The sequence below is a fragment of the Kitasatospora sp. GAS204B genome, assembly GCF_029892155.1.
Taxonomy (GTDB): domain Bacteria; phylum Actinomycetota; class Actinomycetes; order Streptomycetales; family Streptomycetaceae; genus Kitasatospora.
Genome location: NZ_JARZAG010000046.1, coordinates 13,795 through 39,368, shown reverse-complemented (window position 1 = coordinate 39,368; position 25,574 = coordinate 13,795). Strand labels below are relative to the sequence as shown.

20 protein-coding genes and 5 tRNA genes are annotated in these 25,574 nt (G+C 73.4%); 8 read left to right on the top strand and 17 right to left on the bottom strand.

Going from position 1 to position 25,574, the window contains the following annotated elements; all coding sequences use genetic code 11:
* Positions 1 to 230 precede the first annotated feature (230 nt).
* Positions 231 to 815, top strand: coding sequence for a CGNR zinc finger domain-containing protein (locus P3T41_RS35360; protein WP_280694755.1), 585 nt, complete (start codon positions 231 to 233; stop codon positions 813 to 815).
* Positions 816 to 841: 26 nt separating this feature from the next.
* On the opposite strand, the gene P3T41_RS35355 is transcribed toward P3T41_RS35360, so the two are convergent.
* Positions 842 to 1,318 (bottom strand): hypothetical protein, encoded by a 477-nt coding sequence (locus tag P3T41_RS35355; RefSeq protein ID WP_280694754.1) that lies wholly within the window; start codon positions 1,316 to 1,318, stop codon positions 842 to 844.
* A gap of 93 nt (positions 1,319 to 1,411) precedes the next feature.
* On the opposite strand from P3T41_RS35355, the gene P3T41_RS35350 reads away from it, so the two are divergent.
* Positions 1,412 to 1,900, top strand: coding sequence for a DsbA family protein (locus P3T41_RS35350; protein WP_280694753.1), 489 nt, complete (start codon positions 1,412 to 1,414; stop codon positions 1,898 to 1,900).
* A 7-nt stretch (positions 1,901 to 1,907) separates the two neighbouring features.
* On the opposite strand, the gene P3T41_RS35345 is transcribed toward P3T41_RS35350, so the two are convergent.
* The 3 genes from P3T41_RS35345 to P3T41_RS35335 form a co-directional block, all read right to left on the bottom strand.
* A complete protein-coding gene (locus P3T41_RS35345) occupies positions 1,908 to 2,744 on the bottom strand; it encodes a GNAT family N-acetyltransferase (RefSeq protein ID WP_280694752.1) in 837 nt (278 codons plus the stop codon).
* Between the two features lie 77 nt (positions 2,745 to 2,821).
* Positions 2,822 to 3,637, bottom strand: coding sequence for an aminodeoxychorismate lyase (locus P3T41_RS35340; protein ID WP_280694751.1), 816 nt, complete (start codon positions 3,635 to 3,637; stop codon positions 2,822 to 2,824).
* Between the two features lie 43 nt (positions 3,638 to 3,680).
* Positions 3,681 to 4,748 (bottom strand): chorismate-binding protein, encoded by a 1,068-nt coding sequence (locus tag P3T41_RS35335; protein ID WP_280694750.1) that lies wholly within the window; start codon positions 4,746 to 4,748, stop codon positions 3,681 to 3,683.
* Between the two features lie 296 nt (positions 4,749 to 5,044).
* On the opposite strand from P3T41_RS35335, the gene P3T41_RS35330 reads away from it, so the two are divergent.
* From P3T41_RS35330 to P3T41_RS35310, 5 genes are all read left to right on the top strand, one after another.
* Positions 5,045 to 5,117, top strand: a tRNA-Gly gene (locus P3T41_RS35330).
* Positions 5,118 to 5,170: 53 nt separating this feature from the next.
* Positions 5,171 to 5,244 (top strand) — tRNA-Cys (locus tag P3T41_RS35325).
* Positions 5,245 to 5,272: 28 nt separating this feature from the next.
* A tRNA-Val gene (locus tag P3T41_RS35320) sits at positions 5,273 to 5,347 on the top strand.
* Between the two features lie 61 nt (positions 5,348 to 5,408).
* A tRNA-Val gene (locus tag P3T41_RS35315) sits at positions 5,409 to 5,480 on the top strand.
* 62 nt (positions 5,481 to 5,542) lie between these two features.
* Positions 5,543 to 5,614 (top strand) — tRNA-Val (locus P3T41_RS35310).
* Between the two features lie 248 nt (positions 5,615 to 5,862).
* On the opposite strand, the gene P3T41_RS35305 is transcribed toward P3T41_RS35310, so the two are convergent.
* Positions 5,863 to 6,081, bottom strand: coding sequence for a hypothetical protein (locus tag P3T41_RS35305; protein WP_280694749.1), 219 nt, complete (start codon positions 6,079 to 6,081; stop codon positions 5,863 to 5,865).
* 450 nt (positions 6,082 to 6,531) lie between these two features.
* Here P3T41_RS35305 and P3T41_RS37005 point away from each other — a divergent pair, with 450 nt between their 5' ends.
* Entirely contained in the window at positions 6,532 to 8,565 is a 2,034-nt protein-coding gene (locus P3T41_RS37005; RefSeq protein ID WP_348533724.1) for a serine/threonine-protein kinase, read from the top strand.
* 57 nt (positions 8,566 to 8,622) lie between these two features.
* Here P3T41_RS37005 and P3T41_RS35295 read toward each other — a convergent pair whose 3' ends face one another.
* The 12 genes from P3T41_RS35295 to P3T41_RS35240 form a co-directional block, all read right to left on the bottom strand.
* On the bottom strand, positions 8,623 to 9,438 hold the full coding sequence (locus P3T41_RS35295; protein WP_280694748.1) for an RNA methyltransferase: 816 nt from the start codon (positions 9,436 to 9,438) through the stop codon (positions 8,623 to 8,625).
* Positions 9,439 to 9,452: 14 nt separating this feature from the next.
* Positions 9,453 to 10,697, bottom strand: a complete 1,245-nt coding sequence (cobA, locus tag P3T41_RS35290; RefSeq protein WP_280694747.1) for a uroporphyrinogen-III C-methyltransferase — start codon at positions 10,695 to 10,697, stop codon at positions 9,453 to 9,455.
* Between the two features lie 100 nt (positions 10,698 to 10,797).
* Positions 10,798 to 14,439, bottom strand: coding sequence for a nicotinate-nucleotide--dimethylbenzimidazole phosphoribosyltransferase (gene cobT / locus P3T41_RS35285; RefSeq protein WP_280694746.1), 3,642 nt, complete (start codon positions 14,437 to 14,439; stop codon positions 10,798 to 10,800).
* A 526-nt stretch (positions 14,440 to 14,965) separates the two neighbouring features.
* A complete protein-coding gene (gene cbiE / locus P3T41_RS35280) occupies positions 14,966 to 16,186 on the bottom strand; it encodes a precorrin-6y C5,15-methyltransferase (decarboxylating) subunit CbiE (RefSeq protein WP_280694745.1) in 1,221 nt (406 codons plus the stop codon).
* A 292-nt stretch (positions 16,187 to 16,478) separates the two neighbouring features.
* Positions 16,479 to 17,105, bottom strand: a complete 627-nt coding sequence (locus P3T41_RS35275; RefSeq protein WP_280694744.1) for a GNAT family N-acetyltransferase — start codon at positions 17,103 to 17,105, stop codon at positions 16,479 to 16,481.
* 167 nt (positions 17,106 to 17,272) lie between these two features.
* Complete coding sequence (locus P3T41_RS35270; protein WP_280694743.1) at positions 17,273 to 18,097, bottom strand: MetQ/NlpA family ABC transporter substrate-binding protein; 825 nt, start codon at positions 18,095 to 18,097, stop codon at positions 17,273 to 17,275.
* A 107-nt stretch (positions 18,098 to 18,204) separates the two neighbouring features.
* The gene (locus P3T41_RS35265; protein WP_280694742.1) at positions 18,205 to 18,858 is read right to left on the bottom strand and encodes a methionine ABC transporter permease; all 654 of its coding nucleotides are present in this window, start codon (positions 18,856 to 18,858) and stop codon (positions 18,205 to 18,207) included.
* Positions 18,855 to 19,904, bottom strand: a complete 1,050-nt coding sequence (locus tag P3T41_RS35260; protein WP_280694741.1) for an ATP-binding cassette domain-containing protein — start codon at positions 19,902 to 19,904, stop codon at positions 18,855 to 18,857. Before P3T41_RS35260 ends, P3T41_RS35265 begins: the two co-directional genes overlap by 4 nt.
* Before the next feature lie 514 nt (positions 19,905 to 20,418).
* Complete coding sequence (locus P3T41_RS35255) at positions 20,419 to 20,922, bottom strand: GNAT family N-acetyltransferase (protein WP_280694740.1); 504 nt, start codon at positions 20,920 to 20,922, stop codon at positions 20,419 to 20,421.
* Positions 20,923 to 21,257: 335 nt separating this feature from the next.
* On the bottom strand, positions 21,258 to 22,682 hold the full coding sequence (gene argH, locus P3T41_RS35250) for an argininosuccinate lyase (protein ID WP_280694739.1): 1,425 nt from the start codon (positions 22,680 to 22,682) through the stop codon (positions 21,258 to 21,260).
* A 125-nt stretch (positions 22,683 to 22,807) separates the two neighbouring features.
* Positions 22,808 to 24,001: an argininosuccinate synthase gene (locus P3T41_RS35245; RefSeq protein WP_280694738.1), complete on the bottom strand. Its 1,194-nt coding sequence runs from the start codon at positions 23,999 to 24,001 to the stop codon at positions 22,808 to 22,810.
* A 352-nt stretch (positions 24,002 to 24,353) separates the two neighbouring features.
* On the bottom strand, positions 24,354 to 25,529 hold the full coding sequence (locus tag P3T41_RS35240) for a cytochrome P450 (RefSeq protein ID WP_280694737.1): 1,176 nt from the start codon (positions 25,527 to 25,529) through the stop codon (positions 24,354 to 24,356).
* Positions 25,530 to 25,574: the final 45 nt, after the last annotated feature.

The following is a 25,574-nucleotide window of genomic DNA, read 5'->3' as shown; positions in this document are numbered from 1 at the left end:
CCGCCCCCCCGCCCCCCGTGCGCCGGGGGGCCCCCCGCCCGCCCCCCCCCCGCCCCCCCCCCCCCCCCCCCGCGGCCCCGGGGGGGGGGGGGGGGGCCCCCCCCCCCGCGCCCCCCCCCCCACGACACCGGGCGCCTTCGGCGTCTGTACACCTGGGCCCGGTACAGTTCGCCGGTGATGACCCGATGCGGGCGGTACCGCCGCCCCCGGCGCACGCGAGGAGTCCCCACGTGCTGATCACCCATGACACCGAGTGTGCCCTGGGCATTCTGGTCGACCTGCTGAACACCGCTCCCGAGGTGGGCGGCTTCGAGCAGTTGTCGAGCCTGGTCGCGCTGGACGCCTTCGTGGCACGGCAGGACCTCAGCGAGCTCGACGCGGTCACGGCGGCCGATCTGGCCGCGGTGCAACAGCTGCGCGGCCGGCTGCGGGAGATCTTCACCGCGGCCTCCACCGAGCGGGCGGCCGAGCTGGTGAACGTGCTGGTGGCGTCGGTGAACGCGACGCCGCGGCTGACCGAGCACGACGGCCACGGCTGGCACATGCACTACTTCGCCCCGCACGCGGCGCTGGCCGACCACCTGGCGGCCGAGCTGGGGATGGCGCTGGGCCTGATCCTGATGGCCGGCGAGCGGGAGCGGCTGCGCCGCTGCGAGGCCCCGGACTGCGCGCGGGTCTTCGTCGACCTCTCGCGCAACCGCTCGCGTCGCTACTGCGACAGCCGCACCTGCGGTAACCGGATGCACGTGGCCGCCTACCGGGCCCGGCAGCGGTCGGCGGCGGACGACGCGGCGGTGACGCTCGGCGTGAGCTGAGCGGCGGCCGGCCGGGGCGCGCGGGCTCAGATACCGCGTTTGCGGAGGATCTCCTCGATGTCGGAGAAGTCGCCGAGCTCCTCGGCGGCGCTCTTGCCCTTCGTCGGCGCGACCGCGGTCGGCGCGGCCGACCCAGCCGGGCTGGTCGGCCGGCGCGGCTCGTGGGCCTGCTCGCTCCGCCGGCCCTGAGCGGCGCCGCCATCGCTGCCGCTGCCCTTGCCGCCGACGCCCAGGCGGCTCAGTGCGAGCAGCAGGACGGCGATGCCGAGCAGCACGATGCCGGTCCAGACCCGGGGGTCGAAGACGAGCCGGGTCGCCCAGTGGCCGACCGCGCGGCCGATCGCAGTACCGACCGGGACCAGCCCGGTCAGGTAGACGCCGGCGGGCAGCAGCGCCAGGCCCGCCCAGCGGGTGGCGGTGCGCCAGCGGCGGCGCCAGGCGTGCAGGCCGGCCAGCACCAGGCCGCCGGCCGTCAGGGCGTAGCAGATCGCACCGGTGAGCATGGTCTGGCTCCGTCCTGGTCGGTGATCCGTTCATGGTCCTTGGTGAGGGAACGCCGTGGTCATGGAACCCCCTGGTAATGGAACACTGGGCGCATGACCGAAGGTTCCCTGCCCCATCTCGAATTCTGGTGCGAGCTGCAGTGTCCGGACTGCCACGCGGCGCTGGACGACGTCCGCGCGCTGCGTGCGCGCTACGGCGACGCGCTCACCGTCTCGCTGCGGCACTTCCCGCTGGAGAAGCACAAGCACGCCTACGCGGCCGCCGAGGCGGCCGAGGAGGCGTTCGCGCAGGGCCGGGGGTGGCCGTTCGTGGAGGCGGTGCTGGCCCGGGTGCCCGAGCTGGAGCAGCGCGGCCAGGAGTTGCTGATCGAGGTGGCGGCGGAGCTCGGGTTGGACACCGAGGAGGTCGAGCTGGCGCTGATCGACGGGCGCCACATGCTGGCGGTGGACGCCGACCAGGCCGAGGGCAAGGCGATCGGGGTGACCGGGACGCCGACCTACGTGGTGGCCGGGCAGCGGTTGGACGGCGGGAAGAGCCAGCAGGGCCTGCTGGAGCGGATCACCGGACTGCTGGAAGGCTAGCGCCGCACTAGAGGGACTTGGCGAGCACCCGCCGGGTGGTCCGGTAGCCCAGCGACTCGTAGAGGGCGATCGCGACCTGGTTGGCCGAGTAGACGTTGAGGCCCAGGGCGTCGACCCCGGCGGCGAGGCATTCGCGTTCGGCCGCGAGCATCAGCTCGCGGCCGTAGCCCTTTCCGCGTTCGGCGGCGTCGACTTCGACGGTCATCACCCAGGCGAGGGCGGTGCCGTCCGGCAGGCGGCCGTCGCGCAGCGCGACCCAGAGACTGCCCACCGGGCGTCCGCCGGCCACCAGATGACGCAGCACGACGCCCTGGGTGGCGTGGCCCTGGTGCAGCAGGTGGGTGTGGTCGGCCTCGCAGCGCTCCTGGGCCTGGGCCTCGGTGAGCCCGGCCGTCCGCAGGTGGGCGCGGTACTCGGCCTTGGTGCCCGCGAGCCACTCGGGGAAGGCCGCCCCGTCGATCGGACGGATCGTCAGGTCAGGTCGCAGGGCGGGCGGTTGGCCGAGCCGCTTGAGCAGCTTCCGGTTGGCCTCGGTGTAGCCGAGCGCCAGCGCCAGGGCGTGCGCGGGCACGGCCTCGACCGGGACGGTGACCTCGGCGCGGTGGCAGCCCCAGGCCCGCAGCACCTCCTCGGCGGCGAGCACCGCGATGGTGCCGCGCCCGCGCCGGCGGCCCTCGGTGATCTCCAGATCGTCGATCCGGCCGGTCAGGTGGTTGCCGTACGGGTGCGCGCTGGTGTGCACCGAGCCCACCGGGCGACCGTTCGCGCAGACCAGCCAGCGGCGGTCGCGCCCGCCGTCCGGGTAGGCCTCTTCGGGGCCGGCGGGGCGCAACGTGGTGGTCATGGCTGGTCTCTTCCCCCGGTGGGCAACCACCTAACGACGTACCGGATCGACTGTGTGGCGGCGGTGCCACCGGCTGGTCAGGGGTCGATGTCGTCGGCCGAGCGAGCCGTGAAGAGGGCCATCGCGCGGGCGGTGACCGGGCCGGGTGCCGGCAGCACGCGGTCGTCGATCCGGCCGACGGCCTGGACGTCGCGCAGCGTGGAGGTGAGGAAGACCTCCTCCGCCTCGCGCAGCACCGAGTACGGCAGGTCGGCCTCCTCGGCCTCGCACCATTCGGCGACCAGCGCGCGGGTGACGCCGGCCAGGCAGCCGGCGGCGAGCGGCGGGGTGAGCAGCTTGCCACCGAGCACCACGAAGACGTTGGAGCCGGTGCCTTCGCAGAGCTGTCCCGCGGTGTTGGCGAGGAGCGCCTCGGTGGCGTCCTGGCGGCGGGCGTGGGCGAGGGCGACCACGTTCTCCGCGTACGACGTGGTCTTGAGGCCGGCCACCGCGCTGTGCTCGTTGCGGGTCCAGGGGACCGTGGCGACGGCGGTGGTCTCGGCCCGCACGGCGGCCGCGCCGAGGGCGATCACCAGGGTGGGCGGGGCGTCGCCGCGGTCGGAGCCGAGCGGGGCGAGGCCGCCGGTGTAGGTGATCCGCAGGCGGCCGAGCGGCATCGGGTTGGCGGCGAGCACCGCCTCGCAGCCCTTGCGGACCGCCTCGCGCTCGGGCACCGGCAGGCCGAGGCCGGCGGCCGAGCGGGCCAGCCGGTCGAGGTGGCGGGTGAGGGCGAAGGCCTGTCCGTCGACCGACTTGACGGTCTCGAAGACGCCGTCGCCGACGGTGAGTCCGTGGTCGAAGACGGAGACCTCGGCCTTGGCCTCGTCGACCAGTGCTCCGTTGAGCCAGATCATCGGGTCACTCCTCAGCAGGGGTGGGAGACCGGAGCGGAGGCTTCTACTCCGGGTGCTCACCCGACGCTATCGCGACCAGGCGGGCGGCCTTGAGCTCCGTTTCGGCCCATTCGGCCTCGGGGTCGGAGCCCCAGGTGATGCCGGCTCCGGTGCCGAAGTGCAGGACGGGAGCGGCGGGTCGGCTCCGGTCGATCCAGAACGTGCGGATCCCGACGGCGAGTTCGGCCCGGCCGCGGTCGGCGTCGACCCAGCCGACGGCGCCGCAGTAGGGGCCGCGCGGAGCGGTCTCCAACGCCTCGATGATGCGCAGCGCACTGGACTTGGGCGCGCCGGTGACCGAGCCGGGCGGGAAGGTGGCGGTCAGCAGTTCGGGCCAGCCGGCGCCGGCGCGCAGGGTGCCCTCGACCGTGGAGACCAGGTGGACCAGGCCGGGGTGCTTTTCGACCACGCAGAGGTCGGGGACGGTGACGCTGCCGGTGGCGCAGGCCCGGCCGAGGTCGTTGCGGACCAGGTCGACGATCATCACGTTCTCGGCGTGGTCCTTCTCCAGCAGGTCGTGCTCGGTGCGACCGGTGCCCTTGATCGGCCCGGAGGCAACCGTGCGCCCGGTGCGGCTGAGGTAGAGCTCCGGGGAGGCGGTGGAGATCTCCACGCCGTGTTCGGGCAGCCGGATGGTGCCGGCGTAGGGGGCGGGGTTGCCGAGCGCGAGCAGGCCGGTGAGCGCGTCGATATCGCTGCGGGCCGGGTCGGGGTCGGGCAGCGGCGCGGTCATCACCCGGCAGAGGTTGGCCTGGTAGACCTCGCCGGCCGCGATGTGGTCGCGGATCCGGCGCACGCCCGCGAGGTAGGCGGCGCGGTCCAGGGAGCTGCGCCAGCTGTCGGGGCTCGGCCCGTTCCAGCGGTCGGCGACCGGGGCCGGCACCGGGTCGGCGTGCACCTCGGCGAACCGGGCGCAGGTCAGGCGTCCTTCGAAGTCGTAGGCGACGGCCCACCAGCCCTCGCTCTCCAGCGCGGCGGGGTCGTGGGTCACCTCGCGCAGCCCGGTGGCGAGCCGGCCGCCGAAGCGGGCGATCGGCTGGTCAGGGCGCGGGGCTGGTCTGGCGGGGGACACGGTTCTCCTGCGGGTGGTTCGCGCTGGTGGTCCGGGCTCGGTGACGGGCAGGGGTGGGCCCGGCGGGTGGGGTGCGGTGGGTGGAAGTCTAGGTCGCCTCCTGGTCGCGGCCCCGTGCGGTGGCTGACCTGCGGGGACACCGAGCGGGCCGGAACGGGTGCTGAGCAGCCGGGTTCGGTCGGTGCCCGGCGAGCGCCTGCGGATACGGAATTTGAGCTGGCCCAGGTTTCCGCTAAAGTTCAACACGTCGCCGGGAAACGGAGCCGCCAGAGGGCGGGGAGGAGCCCGGAAGACAGGCGGACGTGGCTCAGTTGGTAGAGCATCACCTTGCCAAGGTGAGGGTCGCGAGTTCGAATCTCGTCGTCCGCTCGGTGAAGGACAGCATGATCGTCCTTACTGATATGGTTCAACCGAAGTTGCCTGGTGGAGTGGCCGAGAGGCGAGGCAACGGCCTGCAAAGCCGTGTACACGGGTTCAAATCCCGTCTCCACCTCCAGAGGTCCCCGGCTTGCCGGGGTCTTCCCGCGCGATTAGCTCAGCGGGAGAGCACTACCTTGACACGGTAGGGGTCACTGGTTCAATCCCAGTATCGCGCACCAGCCCTACGCTGCTCGGTCTCCCTGGGGTCCGGCGGCGGCACCTTCGTGGTGCGGTTGACCTGCGCGATTAGCTCAGCGGGAGAGCACTACCTTGACACGGTAGGGGTCACTGGTTCGATCCCAGTATCGCGCACTGCCCCTCAGGGGTATCGATCCTTCGGGATCTCGGACTGCGCTTGACGGCGCGGTCGATCCGCGCGATTAGCTCAGCGGGAGAGCACTACCTTGACACGGTAGGGGTCACTGGTTCGATCCCAGTATCGCGCACAGTGCAACGTCGAAGGGCCGGATCCTCATCGAGGGTCCGGCCCTTCGGCGTTGCGGCTCTTCAGGATTGTGGTCGCGCCCGTCGCGCTGGTCGCACGAAGGGGGTCGAGTGCCGTGTACGGCCGCCCTCACCGACGTCCGTACACGGCACTCGTGGATGGCCGGGGCGTGCGCGCCCGCTTCTCGCCCGTCCGCGTCCCCGCGGGGGCGCGCGCCGCCGGCCGGCGTCCGATCCCTGTCCCTCGGGATCAGCGCCCGATCAGGTCGGCCACCGCCTTGGTCTGGGTGACCATCTGGTCCCAGCCACCGAAGAGCAGCATCAGCGCGATGGCACAGGGCAGCGCGATCGCCAGCGCGACGGCCGGGTGACGCTCCTCGCGGGCCGGGCGCTGCGCGCGCTGGAGCCGCTGAACGCGCTCGGCGAGCGATCGCCGGTGCCCGGTGGCTCCGGTGAGCTGCGTGGCCATGGTCCTGCTCCTGCCGCTGTTCGGTCGGTGCCGGGGATGGACTGGCATGGATCGGGAGCGGTGGACCGATGGCCTCGGGGGACGAGAACCTCGTCCACCGCTGACCTCAACGGTAGGCGGCGGCAAGCCCGGTGGCGTCATGCCTGCGTATCGTTCGAAGGCTCACCGGGAGGATGACGCCGGGCGCCTCGACGTACTACCGCAGACGGATGGGCAGGGTTGTCAACCCCCGAGGGAACCCTGAGGACAGCCCCCGAGTACACCTCTCGGACGACGTCCAGAACCGAGCCTGCCAGCGGAGATCGGACAATCCCACCGGCGGTTCGCGTGTTGCGTATCAGCACACCGCAGCCGACAGTCCGTAAGCTGTGCCCGACGGAAACTGACGATGCCCCAGTCTGCGGGGCCCACCTCACGGCTTGCCCACCTGACGGGCTGACGGGGAACGACATGGCGATGATGCGGCTGAGGCGTGAGGACCCCCGCATCGTCGGCCCGTACCGGTTGCACCGGCGACTCGGCGCCGGCGGGATGGGCGTGGTCTACCTGGGGTCCGACCGCAAGGGCCAACGGGTGGCGCTGAAGCTGATCCGTGCCGAGCTGGCCGAGGACGTGGAGTTCCGCACCCGGTTCGCCCGCGAGGTCGCGGCCGCCTCCCGGATCCGGGCCGGCTGCACGGCCCGGGTGGTCGGCTCGGACCTCGAGACGGACCGGCCCTGGCTGGCCACCGCCTACGTGCCGGGGCCCTCGCTGTACAAGCGGGTCGGGGACGAGGGGCCTCTGCCCTGGCCCGAGGTGGCCCGGATCGGGGCCGCGCTGGCGGACGGTCTGGTGAAGGTCCACGAGGCCGGCGTGGTGCACCGGGACCTGAAGCCCTCCAACATCCTGCTCTCCCCCAAGGGCCCGCGGATCATCGACTTCGGCATCGCCTGGTCGCGCGGCGCGAGCACGCTGACCCACGTCGGTACGGCGGTCGGCTCCCCCGGCTTCCTGGCGCCCGAGCAGGTGCGCGGCGCGGCCGTGACGCCGGCCACCGACGTCTTCGCGTTCGGGGCGACCCTGGCGTACGCGCTCACCGGTGACACGCCGTTCGGTTCCGGCGCCTCGTCAGAGGTGATGCTGTACCGGGTGGTGCACGAGGAGCCGGACCTGTCCGAGGTGCCGGCGCCGCTCGCGCCGCTGATCGGGGCCTGCCTGGCCAAGGAGCCGATGGAGCGGCCCGGCGCCGCGCACCTGCACGAGCGGCTGAGCGAGCTGGCGGCCCGGGCGGGCGCCGGGCGCGCGCGCCCCGCCACGGCGGCGGCAGCGCCGTCGATCGCCGGGCCGCGGGAGCGCGAGCGGGAGCACGAGCGCGCGGTGGCGGCACGCGAGAGCGGCCTGCGGGAGTCGGCCACCCGCGACGCGGAGCGGGCCGAGCGGGCGGCGCGGGAGGCGGACGAGGCGCGGGCGCTCGGGCGGCCGCGGTTCGCCCGCTCGCAGCCCTACCCGCCGCCGCACGGCGGCGGACCGATCGGGCACCCGCCCGCCGCCCCGGTGCCGCCGGCCCGGCCGCGGCAGGAGGCCGGCGGGCGGCCGCAGCCCCGCGAGCGCCAGCACACCCCGCCGCCCGGACGGGTACTCGACGCGCGTCGACGGCTGCGGCGGCAGCGGCTGGTGGTCTTCATCACGGTGACCATCGGGGTGGCCCTGGCCATCGCGGCGGCACAGGGGTGTGAGAACCGCCACTCGCAGGGGCTGTCGCCGCTGCGGCACACCGTGGCCGACGTCGCGACGGCGGGTCCGGGCGGTGCGAACGGGGCCGAGGGTGCCGGGCCCGCCATCGGCCTGTCGGCCGACGGCACCCAGCCCTCGCCGGCGGTGGCGGCCCCGGCGGCGCGCACCGGCGGCGGGACGGGCAGCGCCGCGGCGACGGTGCCGGCCTCGCCCGCCTCGGCGGCTTCCTCGGCCCCGGTGGCAGCCGTGGCCTCGGTGGCCTCGTCGACCGGGCTCGGCCCGGCGACCGGCCCGGTGCCGCCGGTGGACTGGCCCAACCGCAGCTACAACGACCCCGCCGGCGGCCCGCAGATCGCGCTGCGCGGCGGCCGGTCCGCCACCGACCCCGCCCCGGGCGCGCCGGTGGTGACGCTGACCAGCGTGCTGCCCGCCCGCTACCACGGCGCGCCGGCCACCGTGGTGGTGCTGCGCCGCACCGAAGGCTCGGTGCCGGTGGACCTGATCGAGCTGTTCGGCTTCGCCGCCGACTCCCCCGTCGCGCTGACCGCGCGCAGTTCGGCCGCCGATCCGCAGTCCACCGCTGCCTGGCGGCTGGAGGAGGGCGCGCTGGTCCGCGAGGAGCGGGTGACCCAGACCGGCGCCACGGCGACCACGCGCTACACGGTGCGGGCGGACGGCAGCCTGGACGAGTCCTGGCCGGGCGCGGGGATCTCGGGCGGCACGGGGGTCGGCACGAACGCGGGCGCGGCCGGCGGCACCGGCAGCAGCTGACTGCGGCGGAGCCGGGCCCAGCTGGCCGGTCCGGGGGCGCTGCGAGTTGACGGTCCGTCAGCCGGCGGCCACGACGTTGACGGCGTAGAAGGCGACCGCTGCGGCGGCGCCGACGTTGAGCGAGTCGATGCCGTGCGCCATCGGGATCCGCACCCGCTGGTCGGCTGCGGCGAGGGCCGGTGCGGTGAGGCCGTCGCCCTCGGCGCCGAGCATCAGCGCGGCCTTCGGCAGCCGGTGCGGGGCCGCCTGGGCGAGGTCGACCGAGCCCTCGGCCGGGGTCAGGGCGAGCAGGTGGAAGCTGGCGTCGCGCAGGGCCGCGAGTGATCCCGGCCAGGGGTCCAACCGCGCGTAGGGCACCGAGAAGACGGCGCCCATCGAGGTCTTCACGGCCCGGCGGTAGAGCGGGTCGGCGCAGTCCGGGGAGAGCAGCACGGCGTCCATGCCGAGCGCGGCGGCGCTGCGGAAGATGGCGCCGAGGTTGGTGTGGTCGACCAGCCCTTCGAGCACCGCGACCCGGCCGGCGCCGACCAGCACCTCGGCGGCCGTCGGCAGCGGCTTGCGGGACATCGAGGCGAGCGCGCCGCGGTGCACGTGGTAGCCGGTCACCTGCTCGGCCAGGCGGGGCTCGACCAGGTGGACCGGGGCGTCGACGGTGGCGATCACGTCCGCCATGACGTCCAGCCACTTGGCGGTGAGCAGCATCGAGCGCATCCGGTACCCGGCGGCGAGCGCGCGGCGGATCACCTTCTCGCCCTCGGCGATGAAGAGGCCCTCGGCGGGTTCGCGGCGGCGCCGCAGTTCGACGTCGGTCAGGTCGGTGTAGTCGGCCAGTCGCGGGTCGGCGGCGTCGATGATGGTGCTGGGCTCGGACATGCGGCTCTCAGGGGTCAGCGGGTGGCGGGGTCGAGGACGTGCACGACGTCGCCGATCACGATGACGGCCGGCGGGCGGACGCCCTCGGCGGCGACGGTGGCGGCCACCGTGGCCAGCGTGGCGTCGATCCGGCGCTGGGCGGCGGTGGTTCCCTCCTGGACCACGGCGACGGGGGTGTCGGCCGGGCGGCCCGCCTCGATCAGCCGGGCGGCGATCGCGCCGATCCGCTCGACCGCCATCAGCAGCACCAGGGTGCCGGTCATCCGGGCGGCCGCCTCCCAGTTGACCAGCGAGCGCGGGTCCTCGGGGGCGACATGGCCGGAGATCACGGTGAACTCGTGGGTCATGCCGCGGTGGGTGACCGGGATGCCGACGGCGGCCGGCACGCTGATCGAGCTGGAGATGCCGGGGACCACGGTGACCGGGACGCCGGCCGCGGCGCAGGCCAGCAACTCCTCGCCGCCGCGCCCGTAGACGTAGGGGTCGCCGCCCTTGAGCCGGACCACGAACCGGCCGGCCTTGGCGTGGTCGATCAGCGCCTGGTTGATCGCCTCCTGGGCCATCGCCCGGCCGTAGGGGATCTTGGACGCGTCGATCACCTCGACGTGCGGGGGCAGTTCGGCGAGCAGCTCGCGCGGGGCCAGGCGGTCGGCGACCACCACGTCCGCGTCGGCGAGCAGCCGGCGGCCGCGCACGGTGATCAGGTCGGGGTCGCCGGGGCCGCCGCCGACCAGCGCCACGCCGGCCGAGCGCTGCCGGAACTGGCGGGCACTCAGGCTGCCGTCGCGCAGGCCCTCGACGATGGTGGTGCGCAGTGCGGCCGAGTGCCGCGGGTCGCCGGTCAGCACGGCCACGGTGGTGCCCTCGTCGTGACCGGTGGCGGGCGTCCAGGCGGTGGCGGCCGCGGCGTCGTCGCTGCGGGCGCAGAAGATCCGGCGGCGCTCGGCCTCGGCGCTGACCGCCTCGTTGACGGCGTGCTCGTCGGTGGCGACCAGCACGTACCAGGCCTTGGCCAGGTCGCCGTCCAGGTAACCGCGCCGCTGCCAGCTGATCTCGCCGGCGTCGGCCATCGCCTGGACGGCGGGCGTGGTGGCCGGGGAGATCAGCTCGACCTGGGCGCCGGCGGCTATCAGGGCGGGCAGCCGACGCTGGGCGACCTGGCCGCCACCGACCACTACGACCCGACGGCCGCTCAGCAGCAGGCCGACGGGGTACGGCGTGCGGCCCTCGGTGCTCGGGTGCGGGTTGGGCGCGGTCATCGGGGGCTCCTGGAGAGGCTGGGGCGGTCGTTTCGGGTACGGCAGCACCCCGTACCGGCGCGGACAGGGCCTCCGCGCCGGTACGGGGTGGAGACGGGTGCTAGCCCTTCTCGGTGACTCCGGCGGAGTCGAAGGTGGCTACATCGTGCATCGCCCGGGCGGCACTCTGCACCAGCGGGAGGGCCAGCAGGGCGCCGGTCCCCTCGCCGAGCCGCAGATCGAGGTCGATCAGCGGCCGCAGGCCGATCTTGGCGAGCGCGGCCTGATGGCCGGGCTCCGCCGAGCGGTGGCCCGCGATGCAGGCGGCCAGCACCTCGGGGGCGATCGCCTTGGCGGCCAGCGCCGCCGAGCCGGCGATCACGCCGTCCAGGATGACCGGCGTGCGCAGCGAGGCCGCGCCGAGCAGGAAGCCGGCGATCGCCGCGTGCTCCAGACCGCCGACGGCCGCCAGCACGCCGATCGGGTCGGACGGATCGGGCTTGTGCAGCTCCAGGGCCCGGCGGATCACGTCCACCTTGCGGGCGTGCGTCTCGTCGTCGATGCCGGTGCCGCGTCCGGTGACCTCGGTCGGGTCGGCGCCGGTGAAGACGGAGATCAGGGCGGCCGAAGCGGTGGTGTTGGCGATGCCCATGTCGCCGGTGATCAGGATCTTGTTGCCGGCCGCGACCAGGTCGCGGGCGGTCTCGATGCCGATCTCCAGCGCCTTGAGCGCCTCCTCCCGGGTCATCGCCGGGCCCTGGGTCATGTCGTCGGTGCCCGGCTTGACCTTGCGCGGCAGCAGTCCGGTGGTGCGGCCCTGCTGGATCGCCTCCGGCAGGTCGGCCTTGACACCGATGTCGACCACGCAGACCTCGGCGCCGACCTGGGCGGCGAAGGCGTTGACCACCGCTCCCCCGGCCAGGAAGTTCGCCACCATCTGGGCGGTGACCTCCTGCGGCCAGGGGGTGACGCCCTGGGCGTGCACGCCGTGGTCACCCGCGAAGATCGCCACGCAGGCGGGCTCCGGGATCGGCGGCGGGCACTTCCGGGACAGGCCGCTGAGCTGGGCGGAGATGATCTCCAGCATGCCGAGCGAGCCGGCCGGCTTGGTCATCCGCTTCTGCCGGTCCCAGGCCAGGCCGAGCGCCTTGGCATCCAGTGGCCGGATGGTGCGCAGCGTCTCGGAGAGCACGCTGTGCGGCGCCTCGCCGGGCAGCGCGCGGTTGCCGTACTGCTCCTCGTGCACCACCCAGGAGAGCGGGCGCTTCTTGGCCCAGCCCTGCTGCTGCAGCTCCGGCTCGTCCGGGAAGGAGTCGACAAAACCGACGCAGAGGTAGGCGACCACCTCCAGGTGCTCGGGCAGGCCGAGCTCGCGGACCATCTCCTCCTCGTCGAAGAAGCTCACCCAGCCGACGCCCAGGCCCTCGGCGCGGGCGGCCAGCCAGAGGTTCTCGACCGCGAGGGCCGCGGAGTACGGGGCCATCTGCGGCTGGGTGTGCCGGCCCAGGGTGTGCCGGCCGCCACGGGTGCGGTCGGCGGTGACCACGATGTTGACCGGTGTGTCGAGGATCGCCTCGATCTTGATTTCCTTGAACTGCTTCGCCCGGCCCTTGGGGAGCGAGTCCGCGTAGGCCTCGCGCTGACGCTCGGCCAGGGCGTGCATCTTGCGGCGGGTCTCGGCGGAGCGGATCACCACGAAGTCCCAGGGCTGCGAGTAGCCGACGCTGGGTGCGGTGTGGGCGGCCTCCAGGACGCGCAGCAGGACCTCGTGCGGGACGGGGTCGGGGCGGAAGCCGTTGCGGATGTCGCGGCGCTCGCGCATCACCTGGTGGACGGCCTCGCGCATCGGGTCGGCGTAGCCGGGGGCCGCCGGGGGGCGGGGGGCGGCGGGCTCGACCGGCTCGGGGGCCTCGGCGGGGGCGGGGGCTTCTGCGGTGGCGGGCTCGACCGACTCGACCGGCTCGGCCGACTTGGCGGCCTCGGGCGCCTCGGGGACTGCTACGGCCTCGGCTGACGGAGCGTCGGCGGCCTCGGGGACGACGGCGTCGGTGGCGGTGTCGTCGGTGGCGGCGTCCGCGTCCGCCGACGGTGCGTCAGCGGCAGGCGCTATCGCCGGGGCGGCGACGGTCGGGGGAGCTTCGACGGCGGGAGTCTCGGCGATCGGGGCCTCGGCGGCAGGGGCCTCAGCCGGGGCCTGCTCGGCGGCGACCGGCGGCTCGGCGGGCGGCGCGTCGGGGGTCTGCGCCTCGGGGGTCTGCACCTCGGGGGTCTGCACCTCGGGGACCGAGAGGCCGAGCGGGGCGGGGTCGGCCAGGAAGGCGGCGATCCGGCGCGGCGGGGCCACGGGTGCGGGAACCTCGACGACCTCGGGTTGACGCACCTCGGCGGCGGGGTCGGCGACCGGAACCTGCGGGGCAGCCGACGGCTCGGCGGCCGGCTCGGCGGCCACGACGGCCACCGGCGCGGCGACCTGGCTCGTGGCGGCTTCGGCTGACGGTACGTCAGGGGTCGACGCCTCGGTGGCGACGGCCGGGGCCTCGGTGACCGGTGCCGGAGCCATGACCTCGGCGAGCTCGGCGACCGGGGCGGTGGCTTCGGCGGGCACGACCGGCCGGGCGGCCTCGGCCGGGGCAGCGACCTCGACCGGGAGCGCCTGGGCCTGCGGCACCGACTCGGGCAGCGGGGCGGTCTCGGCGGGCGCGGCCTCGACCGGCGCCGGCACGACGGACTGCGGCTCGCTCGCGACGGACTGAGCCGGGATCACCACGGTCTCGGTCGACGGCTCGACCGGCGCGGGGGCGGCCACCAGGACGGGGGCGACCTGCACCGGGGCGGCGACCGGGATGCCGTGCGGCGGCGTGCCACCCGGCTCGGAGGGGCCGCGATCGGCCAGCGAGCGGACCGGAACCTGACCGGTCATCACCGAGGGGTCCGGGATCGGCGGCCCGGCGTGCAGCGGCCGGCGCGACGGGGCGGCGGCCGCCTGCGGGGCCTGGGGCTGCGGGACCTGGGGCTGCGGAGCGGCGACCGGCGCGGGAGCCGGCTGCTCCGGCTGGGCGACGCCCGGGGCCGACGCCTCGCCGGCGGCCGGCACCGGCAGGTCGAGCGGCGGCCAGGAGGGCTCGACCGGCACCCCGGTGGGCGCCTGGTCGGCGGTGGCGACCGGGGCGCTGGCGACCGGCACGGCGTCAGGCTGCGCGAAGACCGGGGCGATCGGCGGGACCGCTGCCAGGCCGGGGACGCCCGGCTGCTGCGGCACGGCGGCCGGCGGGACGGGTGCGACGGGCAGCTGGATCGGGGCGGCCTGCGATTCTGCGGCGACCACGGCCATGGGCCCGGCCGTCAGGTCGGGGACGGCCTGCACCGGGACGGGCTGGACGAGCTGCACGGGCTGCGCAACCGGCGGCACCGCAGCGTTCGCCGAGGGGAAGGCCACCGAGCCGTCCGCCGCCGCGTACACCGCGTAGCCGGGCACGCCCTGCGGCGCGAGCGCCTCGCCGAGCGGGACCACCGGCGCGGTGGACGCGTCGCTCCAGGAACCCTGCGGCCCCGGCATCAGCAGCACGTCGTCCTCGTCGTCGAGCTGGTCCACCCGGTCGGGCTCGTCGATGAAGGTGTAGCCAGGACCCGGCGCACCCACGGGTACGGCCTGGCCGACGAGGTCGGTGACCCACCCGCCACCTCCCTGCGCCGGATCGGTCCCGGTCTCGGGGAGCAGGTGCTCCGGCAGTCCCTCGTTGGGGACGTGACCGCCGTCGGTCATGTCAACACTCCTTCCAGGCCGCTTCCGCGTCCTTGACGGCCCGGTCGCCGACCTAGGCGCACCGCCCGCTTCGGGTCCAAGCCGCGTGCCGGCCCACCCCACAGTCCAACCTGCCGACCGTCGCGCGCTCCGCGCGGCGGCCGTGAGCCGTCCGCGGTCACGACGTCCGGTGCCCTTCGCCTGACCCCGAACGGGCCAGCCGGTCACCGTGCACCGTCACCTGAACTAACGACAGCCCGGGGCAACCGGCACGACCGGCCCGGGCCCCGGGACATTCTCCCGGTCTCGCGAGCGTCAGTCGAATGCCCACACGCCGATCTCCGTGTGGGTTGCACCACGTCGGCACTCCGCCGTTCGGGGAACCTTTCGAAAGATCCCGAACGGCGGTCGAACCGTCAGACTACCGGCCCGGTCGGACAGCCCACCGGCCAGGTGTCCGTTTCATCCTCATTTGCCAGGGCGGTGGTTGGCGACATCTCAGCTGGCGGAATCTCAGCTGCCGGGTCCGTCGACCGACCGGTGCGGCTCAGCCCTTGGGCTCGGCCCAGAGCACCAGGTTGCTCTCCCCCGCGCCGATCGTCAGACCGCCGTCGGTGGTGAGCGGCGCGGACTGCAGGATCGCGCCCTCCACCTGGTAGCCGGCGGCGGCGACCACGGCGCGGATCTGCTCCGCCTCGGCCAGGGTGCGGGCCGGCGCGACCAGACGGCCCGGACGGCGGGTCAGGACCGCCGCCACCACCTCGGCGCCACCGCGTTCGACCACCACGGCGTCCGGCTCGGGCAGCCCGCCGAGCACCTCGGGCGCGCTGCCGGCGGCGGTCTCCAGCTCGACCCCGTACCGGCGCGCGTTGACCGCGATCCGCGCGCAGCCGGCGGCGTCCGCCTCGACGGCCACCACGGCCGCGCCGAACCGCGCCGTCTCCACCGCGAGTGCGCCGCTGCCGGCGCCCACGCACCACACCAGGTCACCGGGTCCCGGACCGAGCCGGGCCAGGATCACCGCCCGGGTCTGCTCGGAGAGGGTCCGCACGCCCTCCCCGTCGTAGGCGTCACCGGGCAGCGCCCAGCCGCGCTCGGCGGCCGGGTAGCCGACCGGGCGGCCCGCCAACCAGCCGGAGGGCGCGTCCACGGCCTGGGTCCGCGCGTTGCCGCCGATCACCAGCACCACGCTGGGATCGCGCCAGTCGTGGTCGGGCACCCGGTCGGAGGTCAGTACCGAGACGTCCTCTTCCTCGGTGCCGAGCGCCTCGCAGACGACGAAGGTGCGGTGCACCCCGCGCAGCATCAGGGCCAGCTCGCTGGGCCCGGCGTCGGGACTGGTCAGTACGGCGACCTTGGAGTGGGCCCGGCAGACGTTGGCCGCCTTGCGCAGCCGACCGCCGTGCGTGCTCACCACCTGGGCGTCCTCCCAGGCCATCCCGGCCCGGGCGAAGGCGGCGGCGACCGACGAGACGGCCGGCAGCACCTCCAACTCCAGGCCGTACTCCGGCCGGCGCAGGGTGCGCACCACGCCGAAGAAGCCGGGGTCGCCCTCGGCGACCACCACCACCGCGCCGCGGTGTTCGGCGATCCGGCGGGCCGCCGACTCGACGCTGCCGAGCGCGATCCGCTCGGCGGCGGCCGGCACCGGCAGCGCGTTGAGCTGGTAGGGCGCACCCGCCACCAAGGTGGCCGCGGCGAGCGCGGCAGCGGCCGCCGCGGTCAGCGGCGTGCCGTCCCACCCGATGACCGTGATCCGGTCAGCCATCGCGGCTGCTCTCCCTCGGTTCCCGCCTCACGACTCGGCCACGGCGCGCGGCGGTGCGCGCGACTGGCCCCTGGATCGGCCGGAGCCACGCGGGCATCAGGTGCACCCACCCCCGCCGCTGCGGCCATCCGTCCAGGAGAGGAGGTTACCTGGTAGGCCCAGGTGTCCCAGCCGCCGCCTCGGTGCTACGCGCACCGAACGAGCACGGTACGGGCGCGATCCGAGTGCGACACGAGCACTGCATGAGCGCGACACGAGTACGACGCGAGCGCCGGGCGGGCCGGGCTCGGCCTCAGCCGCGCCGCAGCGCGGCGAACGGGGCGGGCGATTCCCGTACCGGTTCGAGGTCTTCGGGGAGCAGGCTCCAGACGATCAGGTCGCTGCGGCTCTCCTCGCCGGCCGAACCGACCTCGCCGCTGCGCACTATCCAGGCGCTGCGCAGCACGCCCTCGCTGATGCAGCCGATCTTCTGGGCGACCTGCTGGGCGGCGGTGTTGCCGGCCGCCGTCCGCAGTTCGAGGCGGTGGAAGCCGCGGTCCTCGAAGAGCCACTGGGCCACGCCGAGCAGCGATTCGACCGCGTAACCCTCGCCGCGGGCCCAGGGCGCGGTGACGTAGGCGGCCTCGGTGCTCAGCAGCCGCCAGTCGGTGTGCCGCAGTTCGACCAGGCCGACCAGCCGCTGGGTCAGGTGCTCGGTGACGGCGAAGGCGATCCCGCTCCCCTCGGCGCGCTGCTCGGGCGCTCGGTGGCGGACCCAGCGCAGCGCGTGGGCGTGGGTGAACGGCTGCGGTACGTCGGTCCAGCTGAGCACCAGGTCGTCGGCCATCATGGCGACCAACTCGGGCCCGTCGCCCTCCTCCAGAGGGCGCAACAGCAGCCGTTCGGTGCTGATCGCGGTCTCGGGGAAACTCGCTGGCATACCGTCTCTCCTCGCCGGGTCGTGGACCCACGGTACGCCCCGCGCACGCCGGGCGTCGCCGGGGGTCGACGGACCGTCAGTTGGCCCCAGGGGGTGTCGTGCCCCGCCGCGGGTGCGGCGGGGCACGGGGCACGTCACCGGTGGGCCGTCGTCCGGCCGGGCGCCGGTCAGAAGGCCGGGATGACCGAGCCCTGGAAGGTGTCCTCGATGTACTTCTTCACCTCGGGCGAGTGCAGCAGCTGGGCCAGCTTCTGCACCCGCGGGTCGTTCTCGTGGCCCTTCTTGACCGCGAGCACGTTGGCGTACGGGTTGCCCTCGGCCTTCTCCAGCAGGATCGCGTCGGTGGCGGGCTTGAGGCCGGCGCCCAGCGCGTTGTTGCCGTTGATCACCGAGGCGTCCACGTCGTCCAGCGCGCGCGGCAGCTGGGCGGCGTCCAGCTCCTTGAACTTGAGGTGCTTCGGGTTGCCGGCGATGTCGCGGACGGTGGCGCCGGTGCCGACCCCGTCCTTCAGGGTGATCACCTGGTTGTCGGCCAGCAGCTTGAGCGCGCGGCCCTCGTTGGTGGCGTCGTTGGGCACCGCGACGGAGGCGCCGTCGGCCAGGTCGCCGATCTTCTTGACCTTCTTCGAGTAGACGCCCAGCGGCTCCAGGTGGACGTTCTCGACCGGCACGATGTCGGTGCCGTGGGTCTTGTTGAAGTCGGTCAGGTAGGGGACGTGCTGGAAGAAGTTGGCATCGGCGGAGCCATCCTGCACGGCGGGGTTCTGCAGGGTGTAGTCCGTGACCTCCTTGACCGTCAGCTTCAGGCCCGCCTTCGCCGCCAGGTTGTCCTTGATGTAGTCGAGGATCTGGGCGTGCGGGGTGGGGCTGGCGACCACGACGAGCGGCTTGTCGGCGCTGTTCGAGGAGCTGCCGGAGGAGGAGCAGGCCGCGATCGTGAGGGTCAGGCCTGCGGTGGCGAGGAGGGCGGTGGACTTCAGGACGGTACGCACGAAAAGTGCCTTTCTCCGTTGGACGGGGGCCGCGCACCCGGGAGTTCGGGGGCGGAAGTCTGAGGGGGCTGCTGTGGTGGGGCCGTTGGGGCTCTGGTGAGGAGGCGTCAGCGCTTGAGGCGGCGGACGGCGAAGTCGCCGAGCAACTGGACCAGGGTCACCAGCAGGACCAGCTCGACCACGATGACGATCATGAAGTTGGTCTCGAACCGCATGTAGCCGTAGGTGATCGCCAGGTTGCCGAGGCCACCGCCGCCGACCGTGCCGGCCATCGCCGAGTAGCCGACCAGCGCGATCACGGTGGTGGTCAGTGCGGCGAGCAGCGCGGGCAGCGCCTCGGGCAGCAGCACCTTGCGGACCACGGCCCAGGTGCCGCCGCCCATCGCGTGCACGGCCTCGACCAACCCGCCGTCCACGCCGCGCACCGCGCTCTCCACCAGCCGGGCGTAGAACGGGATGGCGCCGACGGCCAGCGGCACGGTGGCCGCCTGCCAGCCGATCGAGGTGCCGACCACCCAGCGGGTGAACGGGATCAGCGCGACCAGCAGGATCACGAAGGGCAGCGAGCGGCCGACGTTGACGATCGCACCGACCACTTTGTTGACCACCGCGTTGCGCAGCGGACCGCCCTTGTCGGTGAGGACCAGCAGCACCCCGAGCGGCAGGCCGACCAGCAACGTGACCAGGGTGGCGATGCCGACCATCTGCAGCGTCTCGATCGTCGCGTCGTGCAGCAGCGGCTGCATGTCGTCCCAGTTCATGCCACAACTCCGTTCGGGCTGATCAGGTCCACCTGCAGGCCCTGCTCGCGCAGGAAGCCGATCGGCACCACGTTGTCCTGGTGGTCGCCGGGCAGCTCGACCCGCATCCGGCCGACCTGGCGGCCGCCGATGGTCTCCACCGCGGCACCCAGGATGTTGATGTCGACCTGGTAGGTCCTGGCCAGCTGGGAGACGAACGGCTGGCTCGAGCTGTCGCCCTGGAAGGTGATCTCCAGCACGGTGGCGCCCGGGCGCCCGGTGCCGAGGTCGGAGTCGGGGTCGCCGAGCGGGAAGAGCTCTCGGGCCAGTTCCGAGCCCTCGGTGGCGAGCAGGTCGGTGAGCGTGCCGGACTCGGTGATCCGTCCGTCGCGCATCAGCGCGGCGGAGTCGCAGACCGACTTGATCACCTCCATCTCATGGGTGATCAGCAGCACGGTCAGGCCCAGTTGCTGGTTGAGCTCGCGCAGCAGCGCCAGGATCGAGCGGGTGGTCTCCGGGTCGAGGGCCGAGGTGGCCTCGTCGGAGAGCAGCACCTTGGGGTCGCCGGCCAGCGCGCGGGCGATGCCGACCCGCTGCTTCTGGCCACCGGAGAGCTGGCTCGGGTAGGCGCCGGCCTTGTCGCCGAGCCCGACCAGCTCCAACAGCTCGCCGGCCTTGCGGCGGCGCTCGGTGCGGCCCAGGCCGGTGAGTTCCAGCGGCAGTTCGACGTTCTCCCGGACGGTGCGCGAGGAGAGCAGGTTGAAGTGCTGGAAGACCATGCCGATCCGGCCGCGCGCGGCGCGCAGTTCGCGCCCGGCCCCGCGCTGGGCGGATCCGGGCCGGCCGCCGGGCAGCGCGGTCAGTTCGACGCCGTCCACCGTGACGGTGCCTGAGCTCGGGCGCTCCAGCAGGTTGACGCAGCGAATCAGGGTGCTCTTGCCCGCGCCCGAGGTGCCGACGACGCCGTACACCTCGCCGGTGCGGACGTGCAGGTCGACGCCGCGCAGTGCGCTGACCTGGCGGCCGCGTGAGGTGTAGACCTTGGTGAGGTCCTTGGTGGTGATCACAGCTGCTTCCGTGGGTCGGGTCGGGTGGGGCGGTGCGCACGGGCCCGACCTCCTGGGCGCGGGCGTGCGGACGCCGTGCCTCGGGGCGGGGGATGTGGCGGGGTGAGCCGGACTCGACCGGGGGTGCCGGGCATCCCGTGCGGAACCGACCGAACGGTCAGCGGGAGGCGGCGGATCGAGGGGCTGGGCGGGCGGTGGCCCGCGGGGCGTCAGGCCCGATCAGCAGTGACACATTCGACAACACATGCCACGCACACCTGCCGGCATGGTGCCGGTGGCGGTGGTCTTCGTCGTCGCAGTCATGAAAGTAAGTAAAGCAGATACCAAGGCCGGGTCCCAGAAATCAGGATGTGATGTCCGAAATGCGGACACGGCCCAGTCGCCACAAGGGAAACGCCGAACGGCCCCACCATGGTGGTGGAGCCGTTCGGCGTTGGGTACGACCGGTGGTTCGGACCAATCGGCGGTGGCTGGGTCCGACAGCTGTGGCCGGGTCCGACAGTGGTGGCCGAGGTCAGACCGCGGCGGCCAGCGGGGCCTCGACGGGCTTCTCCAGGGTCACGAAGCTCAGCCGGCGGGTGACCGGGCGGACCGCCGTCTGCCGGTAGCCCTGGCTCGCGTACAGGCGCAGGTTGCCCAGGCTGCGGTGGCCGGAGAGGAGTTGGAAGGAGTACACCGGGCGCTCGTCCTGCCGCAGCAGTTCCTCGAGCGCCTGCAGCAGCCGACCGCCGAGGCCGTGGCGCTGCATCCGGGGGTGCACCACCAGGCGGCTTATCCGGCCCACGCCGTCCTCCTCGACCCAGCCGCGCACCGCGCCGACCACCTCGTCGCCCAGCCGCGCGACCAGCACGTGCCGGCCGGCCAGCTCCTCGCGCAGGTTCTCCAGGGTCTGGGTCAGCGGCTCGATCGACCAGTCGCCGTAGAGTTCGGCCTCGCTCTGGTAGCCGAGGTACTGGAGTTTGAGGATCTGCTCGGTGTCCTGCTCGGTCGCCGGCGAGATGATCACGCTCATGCCCATGTGCGGGGGCCTCCCATCGTCAATACCTGGGGCGCAGGGTGAGGGTTTCGCACCGGGTGGCCTGCCGGAGGTCTGCCCGGTCGGAGATCGTCCCTGACCGGGGGTAGCGCAAGACCGTATCAGCCGTTAACGGCGATGCGTTCGCCAGCGCTCTACCCAGCCTTCAGCTGTTCTCAACCCACTGGCGGTACCGGGTGGCGCAAATCACGCGGAAATATCACCCGCTGAAGGGTTCGGACGATGGTCGGACGGCCCCGGACCCGGGTCGGGTCCGGGGCCGCACGTGGGACCGGATGGTCAGCCGGACTCGGGGCCGGGCGCCTCGGGCCGGATGGTCAGCGGCGGGTCCAGGCGCGCTGGACGGCGAGGTCCGCCTTGACCTCGACCAGCTGGGTGGCCACCGCGCTCGGCGCCGTGCCGCCGCGCCCGTCCCTGGCACCGATCGCGCCGTGCACGCTGAGCACCTCGCGCACCTCGGGCGTCAGGTGCTCGGAGATCTCGGCGAACTGCTGGTCGGTCAGGTCCCAGAGCTCGATGCCCTGCCCCTCGCAGACCTTGACGCACGCACCCGCGACCTCGTGCGCCACCCGGAACGGCACCCCGCGCTTGACCAGCCACTCGGCGATGTCGGTGGCCAGCGAGAAGCCGGCCGGGGCCAGTTCCTCCAGCCGGTCGCGGTGGACCGTCAGGGTGGCCATCATCCCGGTGAAGGCCGGCAGCAGGACCTCCAGCGTGTCGCAGGAGTCGAAGACCGGCTCCTTGTCCTCCTGCAAGTCCCGGTTGTAGGCCAGCGGCAGCGCCTTGAGGGTGGCCAGCAGCCCGGTCAGGTTGCCGATCAGGCGGCCCGACTTGCCCCGCGCCAGCTCGGCGATGTCCGGGTTCTTCTTCTGCGGCATGATCGAGGACCCGGTGGAGAAGGCGTCGTGCAGGGTGATGAAGCCGAACTCCTTGGTGTTCCAGATGATCACCTCCTCCGCGATCCGGGAGAGGTTGATGCCGATCATCGCGGTGACGAAGGCGAACTCGGCGACGAAGTCGCGCGAGGCGGTGCCGTCGATCGAGTTGCCCACCGAGCCGCCCTCGAAGCCCAGTTCGGCGGCGACCGCGCGCGGGTCCAGACCGAGCGAGGAGCCGGCCAGCGCACCGGAGCCGTACGGGGAGACCGCCGTGCGGGCATCCCACTGGCGCAACCGCTCGGCGTCCCGGCCCAGCGCCTGCACGTGGGCGAGGACGTGGTGGGCGAAGAGCACCGGCTGGGCGTGCTGCAGGTGGGTGCGGCCGGGCATCGCGGTGTCCGGGTGCGCCTCGGCCAGGCCGACCAACGCCTCCTGGAGGTCCAGGATCAGGCCACCGATGATCTTGGCGTGGTCGCGCAGGTACATCCTGAAGAGCGTGGCGATCTGGTCGTTGCGCGAGCGGCCGGCCCGCAGCTTGCCGCCCAGCTCGGCGCCGAGCCGCTCCAACAGGCCGCGCTCCAGCGCGGTGTGCACGTCCTCGTCGGCCATCGTGCCGGTGAACGCGCCCGACTCGACGTCGGCCAGCAGCTGGTCCAACCCGGCGAGCATGGCGGCGAGTTCATCGTCCGTCAGGAGCTTGGCGGCGTGCAGGGCACGGGCATGCGCCCGGGAGCCCGCGATGTCGTACGGGGCGAGCCGCCAGTCGAAGTGGACCGAGGCGGAGAGCTTGGCCAGCGCCTCGGAGGGGCCGTCGGCGAAGCGGGCGCCCCAGAGGCGGACGTCGGCGGTCGGGTCGGACGACATCGCGTGGCTCCTTGCTGGATGTCTGCGGGTGGGGGTGAGCCCCGGCCGTGCCTGGAGGACGACCGGGGCTCGGGGTACCTAAGCTGCCTTGGACTGTCGCGCCAGGGCAGGGTTCTGACGGATCGTCAGGCCAGGTCGCGGCGGGCGGCGATCTTCGAGGACATCCCGAAGATCTCGATGAAGCCCTTCGACATCGACTGGTCGAAGGTGTCGCCGGTGTCGTAGGTGGCGAGGTTGAAGTCGTACAGCGACTGGTCCGACTTGCGGCCGTTGACAACCGCGCGGCCGCCGTGCAGCACCATCCGGATCTCGCCGGTCACGCACTGGTTGGCCTCGTCGACGAAGCCGTCCAGCGCGCGCTTCAGCGGGGAGAACCAGAGGCCGTCGTAGACCAGTTCGGCCCAGCGCTGCTCGACCTGCCGCTTGTAGCGGGCCAGTTCACGCTCGACCGTGACGTTCTCCAGCGCCTGGTGTGCGGTGATCAGCGCGATCGCGCCGGGGGCCTCGTAGATCTCCCGGGACTTGATGCCGACCAGCCGGTCCTCGACCATGTCGAGGCGACCGATGCCCTGGGCGCCGGCCCGCTTGTTCAGCTCCTCGATGGCCTGGAGCACGGTCACCTTGCGGCCGTCGATCGCGACCGGGACGCCGGCCTCGAAGGTGATGACGACCTCGTCGGCCGCCCGCGCGGTGGCCGGGTCCTGGGTGTACTCGTAGACGTCCTCGATCGGGGCGTTCCAGATGTCCTCCAGGAAGCCGGTCTCGACGGCCCGCCCGAAGACGTTCTGGTCGATCGAGTACGGGTTCTTCTTGGTGGTGACGATCGGGAGGTTCTTCGCCTCGGCGAAGGCGATCGCCTTGTCCCGGGTCATCGCGTAGTCGCGCACCGGGGCGATGCACTTCAGGTTCGGGGCGAGCGAGTTGATGCCCACCTCGAAGCGGACCTGGTCGTTGCCCTTGCCGGTGCAGCCGTGCGCGACGGTGGTGGCGCCGTGCTTCTGCGCGGCGGCGACCAGGTGCTTGACGATCACCGGGCGGGAGAGCGCGGAGACCAGCGGGTACTGGCCCTGGTAGAGCGCGTTGGCCTTGAGGGCCGGCAGGCAGTACTCGTCGGCGAACTCCTCGCGGGCGTCGGCGACCTCGGCCTCGACCGCGCCGCAGTCCAGTGCGCGCTGGCGGATCACGTCCAGGTCCTCGCCGCCCTGGCCGACGTCGACGGCGACGGCGATGACCTCGGCGCCGGTCTCCTCGGCGATCCAGCCGATGCAGACGGACGTGTCCAGACCGCCCGAGTAGGCGAGTACGACGCGCTCGGTCACGGCTTTCTCCTTCTTCGGTGGCTCAAGTTGCTAGTGGCTCATGCGGTGATAGGCATAAGTATGCACGACACCGTATGAAACTCAAAGCGCGGCGGGAAACTCGACATCCAGGCACCCGGCCCGGTCGTGGGCACGGGCCGGCAGCGGGCCGGCAGCGCCTGCCTGAGCGGGTGGTCGCCGACCACCGGAAACAGGACCGTCGGGACGGTGGCGGAGTGGACCGGCCACTCCGCCACCGTCCCGACGGTGGTCTCGCTCGTTGGTCTCGCTCGTTCTGGTGATCCGCACGGTCAGCAGTAGTAGCAGTCCATCCGATGATCCACCAGAGCTGACGGACCCGGATCTGCGGCTGCTACCAGGCGACCGGCAGCTCCTTCAGCCCGTAGATCAGCGTCTCGTTGCGGAACGCGACCTCCTCGAACGGCACCGCCAACCGCAGCTGCGGCAGCCGGCGCAGCAGCGTCGACAGCGCGATCTGCAACTCGGCCCTGGCCAGCGGCTGACCCAGGCACTGGTGCACCCCGAAGCCGAAGGCGAGGTGGCGGCGGGCGTCGCGGGCGACGTCCAGCTCCGCGCCGCCGGGGAACAGCTCCTCGTCGCGGTTGGCGATGGAGAGCATCAGCAGCACGGCCTCGCCCTCCTTGACCACCAGGCCGTCGCTCAGCTCGATGTCCTCCAGCGCCACCCGGGGCAGCCCGGTGTCCACGATGGTGAGGTAGCGCAGCAGTTCCTCGACCGCGCCGTTGATCAGCTCGGGCTCGGCCCGCAGCCGGTCGGCCTGGGCCGGGTTGCGCAGCAGGGCGAGGGTGGAGAGCGAGGTCATGTGCGCGGTCGTCTCGTGGCCCGCGATCAGGAGCAGCAGCCCGTTGTTGGCGAGTTCCTCGGCCGTCAGGTCGTCGCGGGCGGCGAGCTTGGCGAGGATGCCCTGGGACCCGACGCGCCCGCTCGCGACCAGCTCGGTCAGGTACGCGATCAGCAGGTCGAAGGCGACCCGCGCCTCACCCGGCGGGACCGTGCTGTCCAGCAGGCGCACGCTCTGGCGCTGGAAGAACTCGTGGTCCTCGTACGGCACGCCGAGCAGGTCGCAGATCACCAGGGACGGGACCGGCAGGGCGAATTCGGCCACCAGGTCGGCGGGCGAGCCGTTCGCGACCATGGTGTCGAGCTGCTCGTCGACGATCCGCTGGATCTCGGGGCGCATCGCCTCGACCCGCTTGATCAGGAAGTCGGTGGTGAGCATCTTGCGCACCCGGGAGTGCTCGGGGTCGTCCAGGCGCAGGAACGGCGGCTTCTCGCGGCGCACCTCCTGGCCGGGGAGCAGGAACGGGAAGGCGGGGTGGCGGCTGTCGGCGCTGAAGCGGCGGTCACTCAGCGCCGAGCGCACGTCCTGATAGCCGGTCACCATCCAGCAGGGGCTGCCGTCCCAGAGGGCGATCTTGGTGGCGGCGCGGCGGTAGGCGGGCGGCGGGTCGAAGGGGCAGCCCTGCTCGCGCGGCGCCGGGAAGCTGATCTCCTCGACGATGCTCATGCCTGGACCCCCTCAACCTGCTGGGGCCGGTCGGCCCGCTCGGTG